7 protein-coding genes and 1 pseudogene are annotated in these 11080 nt (G+C 73.1%); 1 reads left to right on the top strand and 7 read right to left on the bottom strand.

Annotated elements, in window-relative coordinates:
- From ACFV6I_RS12850 to ACFV6I_RS12840, 3 genes and pseudogenes are all read right to left on the bottom strand, one after another.
- Positions 1-454 (bottom strand): annotated as a pseudogene (locus tag ACFV6I_RS12850) (ribonuclease E/G); the annotation flags it as partial.
- A 432-nt stretch (positions 455-886) separates the two neighbouring features.
- Positions 887-1648 (bottom strand): TIGR03936 family radical SAM-associated protein, encoded by a 762-nt coding sequence (locus tag ACFV6I_RS12845; RefSeq protein ID WP_063347556.1) that lies wholly within the window; start codon positions 1646-1648, stop codon positions 887-889.
- 308 nt (positions 1649-1956) lie between these two features.
- Positions 1957-3900: a TIGR03960 family B12-binding radical SAM protein gene (locus tag ACFV6I_RS12840; protein ID WP_063347557.1), complete on the bottom strand. Its 1944-nt coding sequence runs from the start codon at positions 3898-3900 to the stop codon at positions 1957-1959.
- Between the two features lie 483 nt (positions 3901-4383).
- Between ACFV6I_RS12840 and ACFV6I_RS12835 the strand changes: the two genes are divergently transcribed.
- Complete coding sequence (locus tag ACFV6I_RS12835; protein WP_380336903.1) at positions 4384-5676, top strand: M14 family zinc carboxypeptidase; 1293 nt, start codon at positions 4384-4386, stop codon at positions 5674-5676.
- Positions 5677-5814: 138 nt separating this feature from the next.
- Here ACFV6I_RS12835 and rodA read toward each other — a convergent pair whose 3' ends face one another.
- Genes rodA through mreC form a run of 4 tightly spaced genes read right to left on the bottom strand, consistent with a single transcriptional unit; the run spans position 5815 to position 11000 of the window.
- Positions 5815-7014, bottom strand: coding sequence for a rod shape-determining protein RodA (gene rodA / locus ACFV6I_RS12830; protein ID WP_063347559.1), 1200 nt, complete (start codon positions 7012-7014; stop codon positions 5815-5817).
- Positions 7011-9386: a penicillin-binding protein 2 gene (gene mrdA, locus ACFV6I_RS12825; RefSeq protein WP_244293351.1), complete on the bottom strand. Its 2376-nt coding sequence runs from the start codon at positions 9384-9386 to the stop codon at positions 7011-7013. Before mrdA ends, rodA begins: the two co-directional genes overlap by 4 nt.
- Before the next feature lie 51 nt (positions 9387-9437).
- The gene (gene mreD / locus ACFV6I_RS12820; protein ID WP_063347560.1) at positions 9438-10079 is read right to left on the bottom strand and encodes a rod shape-determining protein MreD; all 642 of its coding nucleotides are present in this window, start codon (positions 10077-10079) and stop codon (positions 9438-9440) included.
- Between the two features lie 3 nt (positions 10080-10082).
- On the bottom strand, positions 10083-11000 hold the full coding sequence (gene mreC, locus ACFV6I_RS12815; protein ID WP_063347561.1) for a rod shape-determining protein MreC: 918 nt from the start codon (positions 10998-11000) through the stop codon (positions 10083-10085).
- Positions 11001-11080 lie beyond the last annotated feature (80 nt).

The raw sequence follows: 11080 nt of genomic DNA, 5'->3' as shown, positions 1-11080 counted from the left end.
GCTCCTCGACCGGGGTCTCGACGACCGGCGCGGCCTCGACCACGCGGCGGCGACGGGCCCGGCGGGCCGGAGCGGCGGGGGCCTCCTCGGCAGCCGGCTCGGCGGCGGGGGCCTCGGCCACCGGGGCGGCGGCAGCGGGCTCCTCGGCCGGGGTCTCGGCGGCGGCGGGCGCCCCGGCGGGCGCCTCGGCGCGCTTGCGGGTCCGGCGGGCCCGGACCGGCTTCTCGGCCACCGGCTCGGCGGCCGGTGCGGCCTGCGCCTCGGCGGCGGGCGCCTCGGCCTGGACGACCGTCTCGGCCGTCTCGGCGGCCGCACCCTGCGGGGTGCCCGCCGGGCGGGACACCGCACGGCGACGGCGGCGCGGCGGCGCCGCGGAGGTGCCTTCGCCGCCGGTCGGGGCGGTCTCGTTCTGTTCCGTCGCCGCGTTCTGCTGCGGATCGGTGTTATCGAGCATGCGGGTGGATCTCCCGTCAGGCCCCCGGGCTCCACATCCGGGCACGGCACGGCACCCGTGGCCGGCCGGCATCGCGAGGATGCTCGGGCCGGACCCTTTCACGGTGCCGCCGCGCGGACGCGAGGCCGCACAGGGGCTCGTAGTCTCGCTCGGCGCCCCGCCGCACGGCGGGGTGTCGAAAGTCTTCTGGTCTGACCAGTCTTCTGAGGTTTTCCCAAGCTGCGCCGTTCCCCAACCCCGGGTGGCTCCCGGACGGGGTTCCCGGGCCCACCGACCGTCCTGGTCGGCGGGCCTCAGGTGGCCGGCCTGTGCTGCGACGACGCTCGCTCCCCTGGGGAGCCGCGGGAACCTGGAGGACCGTCGGGCCCAGTGAGGCACTGGACCCGGCCTCCGCCCGTCAGGCGGACGCGGCCCCGCGCACCCCGGCGGCTGTCAGCCGGCCGGGGCCGCGGCGCGGTCGAGCGCCAGCGGGTCGGTCACCGTGCCGGACTCCTCGTCGAGCGGCCCCTGCGCCAGCCTGGTCACCTCTGCGGGGACCGGCGGCGCCAGGTCGGCCGTCACACGGAGACCGGACAATACGTCGTCGGGTCGTACGGCTGGTGTGGCGTGTCGTACTACCAGGCGCAGTATCGCACAGGGACGGCCGGTCCGAACATCGCGGTCCGCTTCGGCCGCCGTGTCCGCACCGTCGACGACCTGCGGCGCGGCGATCTCGAGCGCCGCCACCGGACCGCGCGCGTCGAAGACCCGCACGCCGTTCTTGGTCACGCGTTCGACCTCGACCCGCTCGGCGGCGAGGAACACCGCGACCGCGCGGGCGGCCTCCTGCGGCTCGACGCCGTCCAGCCGGACCAGCCACTCGGAGGCCTCCAGGCGCTCCACGAAGTTCGGCGTCCGGACCTCGACCGCGTCGATCACGTCCAGTCCGGTCGGCAGCGACTCGTCCAGCTGTGCCCGCAGTTCCTCCGGGTCACGGAGGGCGGCCAGGCCGATCTCCAGGTACTCCGCCTCGCTCGCCACCCCGGTCGGGGCCGCGTTGGCGTAGGACACCTTCGGGTGCGGGGTGAAGCCGGCCGAATAGGCCATCGGCACGGAGGACCGGCGCAGGGCGCGCTCGAAAGCGCGCTGGAAGTCGCGGTGGCTGGTGAAGCGGAGCCGGCCGCGCTTGGTGTAGCGGAGACGGATCCGCTGCACCGTCGGCGCGGGCGGAGGACCGTCGGGCGTACGGCGTGCCAGGGTCGCTCAGTCCTTAGTCAGTTGTCCCCGTCCGGCGCGACGGCTGCCGCCGCTGTCCGGACTCTGTCACCTCAAAGGGTACGCGCCCCGCCACCCCCCTCGTCCCGCCCCTGGTCAGCCGCACCCCGACGCCCCCGGCCGCCGTCCGCTCGGCGAACGGATGGAGCCCTCCCCGATTCCCGGGGAGGGCTCCATCCGTCACTTCGAGCACGTCACGCGGCCCGGACCCGCCCGATCCGCGCCATCCGTACCACCCGCACCATCAACTAGCCCTGCGGGGCAGCCCCGTTGACCACGGCCAGCGGCAGCAGCTTCTTCCCGGTGGGACCGATCTGGATCTTGAGGTCCATCTGCGGGCACACGCCGCAGTCGAAGCACGGGGTCCAACGGCAGTCGTCGACCTCGACCTCCTCCAGGGCGTCCTGCCAGTCCTCCCAGAGCCAGTCCTTGTCGAGACCGCTGTCCAGGTGGTCCCAGGGCAGCACCTCCTCGTAGGTGCGCTCGCGGGTGGTGTACCAGTCGACGTCGACGCCGGTGCCGGCCAGGCCCTTCTCGGCGGAGGCCATCCAGCGGTCGTAGGAGAAGTGCTCGCGCCAGCCGTCGAAGCGGCCGCCGTCCTCGTAGACGGCGCGGATGACGGCGCCGATGCGGCGGTCCCCGCGGGACAGCAGGCCCTCGACGATGCCGGGCTTGCCGTCGTGGTAGCGGTAGCCGATGTTCTTGCCGTACTTGCGGTCGCCGCGGATCGAGTCGCGCAGCTTGGCCAGCCGGGCGTCGGTGGCCTCGGCGGACAGCTGCGGGGCCCACTGGAACGGGGTGTGCGGCTTGGGCACGAACCCGCCGATGGAGACGGTGCAGCGGATGTCGTTCTGGCCGGTGACCTCGCGGCCCTTCTGGATGACGTTCTTCGCCATCGCGCCGATCTGGAGCACGTCCTCGTCGGTCTCGGTGGGCAGGCCGCACATGAAGTACAGCTTCACCTGGCGCCAGCCGTTGCCGTAGGCGGTGGCGACGGTGCGGATCAGGTCCTCCTCCGACACCATCTTGTTGATCACCTTGCGCATGCGCTCGCTGCCGCCCTCGGGGGCGAAGGTGAGGCCCGAGCGACGGCCGTTGCGGGACAGCTCGTTGGCGAGGTCGATGTTGAAGGCGTCGACGCGGGTGGACGGCAGCGACAGGCCGATCTTGTCGTCGCTGTAGCGGTCGGCCAGGCCCTTGGCGATGTCCCCGATCTCGGTGTGGTCGGCGCTGGACAGCGACAGCAGGCCCACCTCCTCGAAACCGGTCGCCTTCAGCCCGCGCTCCACCATCTCGCCGATGCCGGTGATGCTTCGCTCCCGCACGGGGCGCGTGATCATGCCGGCCTGGCAGAAGCGGCAGCCGCGGGTGCAGCCGCGGAAGATCTCCACGGACATCCGCTCGTGCACGGTCTCCGCGAGCGGGACGAGCGGCTGCTTCGGGTAGGGCCACTCGTCGAGGTCCATCACGGTGTGCTTGGACACCCGCCACGGCACGCCCGGGGCGTTCGGCACGACGCGGCCGATCCGGCCGTCGGCCAGGTACTCCACGTCGTAGAACTTCGGCACGTACACCCCGCCGGTACGGGCGAGGCGCAGCAGCAGCTCGTCGCGTCCGCCCGGGCGGCCCTCGGCCTTCCAGCCGCGGACGAGCTCGGTGATGTCGAGCACGGCCTGCTCGCCGTCGCCGACCACCGCGCAGTCGATGAAGTCCGCGATCGGCTCGGGGTTGAACGCGGCGTGGCCGCCGGCCAGGACGATCGGGTCCTCGTCGGTGCGGTCCTTGGCCTCCAGCGGGATGCCGGCCAGGTCGAGCGCGGTCAGCATGTTGGTGTAGCCGAGCTCGGTGGAGAACGACAGGCCGAACACGTCGAAGGCCTTCACCGGGCGGTGCGCGTCCACGGTGAACTGCGGGACGTCGTGCTCGCGCATCAGCGCTTCGAGGTCCGGCCAGACGCTGTAGGTGCGCTCGGCGAGCACGCCCTCGCGCTCGTTGAGCACCTCGTAGAGGATCATGACGCCCTGGTTGGGCAGGCCGACCTCGTAGGCGTCGGGGTACATCAGCGCCCAGTGGACGTCGCAGGCGTCCCAGTCCTTGACGGTCGAGTTGAGCTCGCCGCCGACGTACTGGATCGGCTTCTGGACGTGCGGGAGGAGGGCCTCCAGGCGTGGGAAGACCGATTCGACAGTCATGTACTAGGAACCCTTACGACGTGATTCGGTGCCGCGCGCATCGGCAGGCGACGGCGGGGAGGGGTGACCCTCAAGGGTAGCCCAATCCGGGGAAAGGCCCGCTGGCTCACCCCCGGGCTCACCCCCCGCCCGGGCCGGGCACCCGCCCGCGCTCCGGCGCGGCCGCCCCGGTCCGGCCCGCCCCGGCACGCGCAGTGCGCGCCCGCCGCCCGGCACCGTCCGCCGTTGACATGCCCGGACCACCCATGCGGTACTGACAGGGCCCCGCCAGAGACCTCTGCACCCCTTCCGGACAAGGGAGTTGGGCCGTACGCTCGACCCCCTCGCCGACTCCCCCCGGCGACCCGTCCCCGGCGCGCAGGGCCTCGCCCCCGGCCCCGCAGGCCGCGTCCGTCGGCGCCCCCGCGCGCCCCGGCGGCCCGACGGCCCGACGAGCCGGGCGGCCGCGCGAACACACCCCAGGGGACACGCCCTAGGAGAGCCATGACCGACACCGACCGGCGGGTCCGCCCGCCCCGGCCCCTCGGCAGCCGGGCGGCCCGCTACCCCGCGCCGGCCCAGGCCGAGGCCGCGGCCCGGCGGCTCGCGCTGCGCCACCCGGAGCGGTGCCGGCTGCGCGAGGTGGGCCGCTCGCGGGCCGGGCGCCCGCTGCTGCTGCTGTCCGTCGACCGGGGCCCGCGCGCGGTGCTGGTCGTCGGCGGCCCGCACCCCAACGAGCCGATCGGCACGGCCGGCGCCCTGCGGCTGGCCGAGGTGCTGCTGGCGCGCCCCACCCGGCCCGGCCTGTCCTGGCACCTGCTGCTCTGCCTGGACCCGGACGGCGCCGCGCTCAACGCGGGCTGGCTGGACGGGCCGCTCACCATGCGCCGGCACTACGAGCACTTCTTCCGTCCCTCGTTCGAGGAGCAGCCCGAACTGCTGCCGGCCGCCGACGCGGGCCGGCCCCCGATGCCGGAGAGCCTGGCGCTGACCGGCCTGATCGACGAGCTGCGCCCGTTCCTGCAGTGCTCGATGCACGGGGTGGACTTCGGCGGCGCCTTCATCCAGCTGACCGCTCCGGTGCCCGGACTGCCCGAACTCTTCGCCTCCTCGGTGCGCCGGGCCGGCATCCCGCTGGACGTCGACCCCTTCGACGCGGTCGGCTGGGCCAGCCCCTTCCCCGGCACCTATCTGATGCCCTCGGCGGACGGCGCCGGCCGGTCACGGGCGCTGCCGGACGAGCCGGAGCTGTCCACCTGGTCGTACGCCGGCCGCCACGGCGGGGTGACGGCCGTGCTGGAGGTGCCGATGTGGGCCGTGGACGCGGTCGGCGACGGCCGTCCGCACCCGGCGGCGGACCGGGCGGTCGGCGCCGCGGCCCGGACGCTGCGCGAGCGCGCCGAGGAGCTCTCCGGGCTGCTGGCCCACGTGCCCGCGCACACCCGGGCGGCGCACGGCGCACAGGTGCGCGCGGCCGGGTTCACCCTGGAGTTCTGCCCGTCGGTGGCCCAGGAGTGGCTGGCCCGCTGGTGCGCCGAGCCGCTCACGGTGTCCCGGGTGACCACCGCCGGGATCGTCGCGGCCCGGATCCCGCTGCGGGTGGCGTCGACGGTGCTGCGGCTGCTGGCGGACAGCGGCGGTCCGACCGTGGAGGCGGCCCGGGGCCGGGCCCGCGACATCGTCACCGAGAGCCTGGGTCAGCTGCACCACCGCTTCGGCGCCCGCTGGGTGCCGGTCCAGGAGCAGCTGGCCCACCAGGTCCGCGCGGCGCTCACCGCCGCCGACTGCCTGCTCTGACCGGGACGAGATCCCCGGCCTGCATCAACTGCCCACCCTCAGAAGCAAGTTGAGCAACGCCGAGGGCCGACCCGAGAGATCCTCAGGCCGGCCCTCAACTGACGCGCGGACGGACGCACGGACGCGCGAACGGTCCGCTCAGGCCGCTATCGGCCGCTGGCTGCGGACCGCCTGGAGCAGCCCGATCGCGATCCAGACCGCGAACATCGACGACCCCCCGTAGGAGACGAACGGCAGTGGGATGCCCGCCACCGGCATGATGCCCAGGCACATCCCGATGTTCTCGAAGGCCTGGAAGGAGAACCAGGCGATGATCCCCGCGGCCACGATCGTCCCGTACAGGTCGGTCGCCTGCCGGGCGATCCGGCAGGCCCGCCACAGCACCACGCCGACCAGCAGGATGATCGCCAGCGCCCCGACGAAGCCCAGTTCCTCTCCGGCCACCGTGAACACGAAGTCGGTCTGCTGCTCCGGCACGAACTGCCCGGTGGTCTGCGTCCCGTGGAACAGCCCCTTGCCGGTCAGCCCGCCCGAGCCGATCGCGATCCGGGCCTGCGCGGTGTTGTAGCCGACGCCGGAGGGGTCCAGTTGCGGGTTGGCGAAGGCCGCGAAGCGGTCGATCTGGTACTTGCTCAGCACCCCGAGCTTCCAGATCGCCACGCACCCGCCGGTGCCCGCCACCAGCAGCCCGAGCACCCAGCGGTTGGCCGCCCCCGAGCCGAGCAGGATGCCCAGCACGATCGCGGCCATCACCATCACCGAGCCGGCGTCCGGCATCAGCAGCACGACGCACATCGGCAGGAAGGCCCAGACCAGGCCGCGGAACACCGCCCGGTGCGAGGGGTACTCCCGCTCCCCCGCGTCCACCTGGTCGGACAGCACGACCGCCATCGCCAGCACGATCCCGAGCTTCGCGAACTCGGCGGGCTGGATGGAGAAGCCGCCGCCCAGCTGGATCCAGGAGTGCGCGCCGTTGATGGTCGAGCCCAGCGGGCTGAGCGTGGCGAGCAGCATCAGGATCACGCCGATGTACAGGAACGGCACGAGGGTGCGGAAGCGCCGGCTCCCTATCCCTATCACCACCGAGCACAGCACCAGCCCGACGACCAGGTTGGTCAGGTGCCGGTACAGGAAGTACTGCGGGTCGCCGTGGGTGAGCGAGTCCCGGCCGCGGGTGGCCGACCAGACCAGCAGGGAGCTGCCGAGCGACAGGGCCAGCGCGGCGAGCAGCAGTATCCAGTCCAGCCGCCACAGCGGCGAGTCCTTGGCCAGGGCCTTGGAGACCCCGCTGCGCTGCGGGCTCAGCCGCAGCTGCCGGTAGGAGCCGTAGGAGGTCATGCCCGCCCCCTTCCCGGGCCGCGGTTCGGTTCGAGTGCGGCGTCGGCCGCGGTGCCCGGGGCGGGCCGGTCGTTCGGCTGCGCCGGGTCCAGGAAGGCCGAGGCCGGGGCGGGTTCGCCCGGCACCTGTTCCAGGAAGGCCGGCGCCGGGCCGGGCAGACCCTGCGCCTGGTCCGGCGACGCCAGGAGGCCCGGGCCCGCGACGGCCTGCACCGGGCCGACGGTGTCGATGGTGTTGGCGGTATTGGCGGTGTCGACGGTGTAGGCCGCCGGCTTGATGATCGCGGTGCCGTCCGGGTTGAACTTCGGCAGTTCGGCCTGCGGCGCGGGCAGCAGCGCCTTGCCGTTGTCGATGTTGCCCTTGTCGTCGACGCCGTACAGCGCCTGGTAGATCCGGCGAACCGCGTCGCCGGAGCCGCCGGAGCCGGTGCCGCCCTGGCTTATCGTCATGACGACCGCGTAGTCCTTGCTGTACGTGGTCAGCCAGGAGGTGGTCTGCTTGCCCTCGACCTCGGCGGTGCCGGTCTTGGCGTGCAGCTCGATCTTGTTCTGCGGCCAGCCGGCGCCGGAGAACTTCCAGGCGGCGGTACCGCCGGTGATGACGCCCGCGGTGGCCTGGTCGATGTAGCTCAGCAGCTTCTGGGAGCCGGGGAACTTGCCGTCCTCGTGCGGGGCGATCTCGCGGACGAGGTCCCCGCTCGGGCTTATCACCGCCTTGGCGATGGTCGGCCGGTAGAAGGTGCCGCCGTTGGCCAGCGCCGAGTAGATCCGGGCCATCTGGACCGGCGTGACGAGCGTGTCGCCCTGGCCGATCGCGAAGTTGACGGCGTCACCGGCGCGCATCTGGTAGCCGTCGACGCAGTTCTCCTTGGCGATCTGGTCGGAGAAGCTGGTGCCGCCCTTCTGCGCCTGCGCGCACCAGGCGTCCTTGTTGTTGTCGTAGAAGGACTGCTTCCACTGCCGGTCCGGCACCCGGCCGGTGACCTCGCTGGGCAGGTCGATGCCGGTCTTGGCGCCGAGGCCGAACTGGTGGGCGGTCTTGAAGAACCAGTCGCCCGGCTCCTTCTTCGGCTTGATGCCGCCGTCCTTCATCCACTGGTCGTACGCCAGGCCGTAGAAGACGGTGTCGCAGGAGACCTCCAGCGCCTTCTCCAGGGAGATGGAGCCGAAGTTCTCGCTCTCGAAGTTCTTGAACTCGCGGCCGCCGATGGTCATGCTCTTCGGGCACGCGTACGTCCCGTCCAGCGAGTAGCCGGCCTCGACGGCGGCGGTGGTGGAGACGACCTTGAAGGTCGAGCCGGGGGCGGACTGACCCTGTATGGCCCGGTTCAGCAGCGGGAAGTTGGAGTCCTTGCTGGTCAGCGACTGGTAGTCCTTGCCGGTGATGCCGCCCACCCAGAGGTTGGGGTCGTAGGTCGGCGCACTGGACATCGCGACGATCCGGCCGGTGTGGACGTCCATCACCACGGCGGCGCCGGAGTCGGCCTCGTAGTTGCGGTTGGTGACCTTGTCGAAGGTCTTCCGGGCGTCGGCCATGGCCTGCGCCAGGTTGTCCTCGACCACCTTCTGCACCCGGGCGTCGATGCTGGTGACCAGGTTGTTGCCGGTCTGCGGGGCGGCGGTGCCGGCGGTGCCGATCACCCGGCCGAGGTTGTCCACCTCCAGCTGGGTGATGCCGGCGGTGCCGCGCAGGTCGCGGTCGTACACCGACTCCAGGCCGGCCCGGCCGATCTGGTCGGCCGGCAGGTAGCGGTCCAGGCCGGCCTTGGAGGCGGTCTTGCTGACCTCCTCGTCGGTGACCGGCGAGAGGTAGCCGAGCACCTGCGCCATGTTGGCGCCCTCGGCGCCGGTGTAGCGGCGCACGGCGGTGGGCTGCGCGGTGACCCCGGGGAAGTCCTCGCGGCGCTCCATTATCTGCATCGCCTGCTGGGTGGTCGCCTCCTTGGTGACCGGGATCGGCTGGTAGGGCGAGCCGTTCCAGCAGGGCTGCGGGGTCTTGGCGTCGCAGAGCCGGGTCTTCTCCTGCACGTCCTTGGCGGGCATCCCCAGCACCTCGGCCAGCCGGCCGAGCACCGCCTTGCCGCCGTCCTTCTGCTGCAGCAGCGAGGTGCGGCTGACCGAGACCACCAGCCGGGCCTCGTTGCCGGCCAGGATCCGCCCGGAGGCGTCCAGGATCTCGCCGCGGACGGCCGGTTCGACCACCTCGCGGATGTGGTTGCCGGTCGCCTTGGCGGTGTAGACGCTGGCGTTGCGGATCTGCAGGTACCACAGCCGTCCGCCGAGGGTGGCGAGCAGCGACAGGACCAGGATCTGCAGCACCACCAGACGGATCGTCACCCGCCGGGTACGGCCGGTCTCGGGGATGTTGCTCACGTCTCGTGCGCTCCAGGATGCGGGAAGTCGGGAGGTCGGGGGCCGGGCCGGTTACGGGCGCCGGACGAAGCCGGGCATGCGCCGCTTCTTGTAGGACGGGCCGGACGAGGCCTCGCGCGTGGTGCGGTAGCGGGCCAGCGTGCCCAGGCCGGAGCCGCCCTGGTCGTCATCGGTGGCCGCGGTCACCGGGTCGCGCCCGAAGCGGCGGCCGACCAGCATCACCAGCGGCACCACGAACGGCGCCAGCAGCACGTCGTACAGCAGGGCGCTGACCACCAGGCCGCCGAGGCCGACGTGCCGGGCCGCGGTGTCGCCGACCAGGGCGCCGACCATCGCGTACAGCAGGGTGGAGGCGACCGCCGCGGCGGCCACCACCATCAGCGCGCTGGACACCGACCGCTGGCGGCCGTGGTCCGGGCGCAGCAGCCCTGCGGCGTAGCCCATCAGGCAGAGCACCAGCGCGTAGCGGCCGATCGCGTGGTCGGAGGGCGGCGCGAGGTCGGCCAGCAGGCCGGCCGAGAAGCCGACCACGCAGCCGCCGGACGGCCCGTAGACCATGGCCAGGCCGACCACGACGAGCAGCAGTATGTCCGGGGTGGCCCCCGGGAGCTGGAGCCGTCCGAAGACGCTGACCTGAAGGATCAGGCCGAGCAGGATCAGGCCGGCGGAGACGGGGATGCGGGCGAGGCGCATGGCTCAGTTCCCCCCAGTGGGCTTGGCGGGCGGGGCGGCGGGCGCGGCCGGGGTCTGGGCCGGGGCCGGCGGCAGGACGGCGTCGCGCGGGTCGGCGCGCGGCGGCACGACCACCACGCCGACCAGGTCCAGCCGGGTGAACTGGACGAAGGGCTCGACCAGGATGGTCTTGGTCAGCTGGCCCGGGGTGGCCTCGACCTCGACGACCTTGCCGACCGGCACGCCGGGCACGAACGGGCGGCCGCTCTGCGAGCCGAAGGTGACCAGCCGGTCGCCGGCCTTGACCTGGGCCTTGCCGTTGAGCAGCGAGACCTTCATCGGGCTGGTGCCGCCGCCGGAGGCGAAGCCGATCTCGCCGGAGGCCTCCAGCCGGGTGCCGGCCGAGAAGCCGGGGTCGGAGGCGAGCAGCACGGTGGCGGTGGTCGGGGCGACGGTGGTGATCCGGCCGACCAGGCCCTGACCGTTGATCACCGTCATGTCACGGGTGAGGCCGTCGTCGCTGCCGGCGTCGACGGTGATGGTCCAGGAGAAGCCCTGGGCCGGGCCGATCGCGATGACCTGGGCGGCCTTGACGGTGTAGCCGCCGGCGCCGGCGGTGCGCAGCAGGTCGTCGAGCTGCTTGGTGCGCCCGGTGGCCATGTCGGAGGAGGCGAGCTTCTGCCGCAGTTCGGTGTTCTCGCGGGCGAGCTCGTCGGTGCGGCCGTTGTTGGAGGCGGCGTCGCGGAAGGCCCGGACGGTGTCGGCGACCGGGTCGACGACGGTGGCGGCGCCGCGCTCGACCGGGCCGAGGACGCTGGCGGCGGCGTGTCGGGCACCGCCGAGGGGGGAGCTCTCACCGCCCTTGATGTCCACGGTGACGAGTGCGAAGGCGACGGCCACCAGCAGGATGAGCAGCAGCCGGCTCTCTCGTGTGTCCCTCACGGTGCTGGTACTGCCCCTTCGAAGCTGATCGGGGGCGCGCGCGTGCTCGAGGGGGCGCGGCGCCCCCCCCCGAATACCTA

This window comes from Kitasatospora sp. NPDC059803 (assembly GCF_042732255.1).
In the GTDB taxonomy this organism is placed as follows: domain Bacteria; phylum Actinomycetota; class Actinomycetes; order Streptomycetales; family Streptomycetaceae; genus Kitasatospora.
Note: the sequence above shows the minus strand (reverse complement) of the source record. Positions and strands in the feature narration are given on the sequence as shown.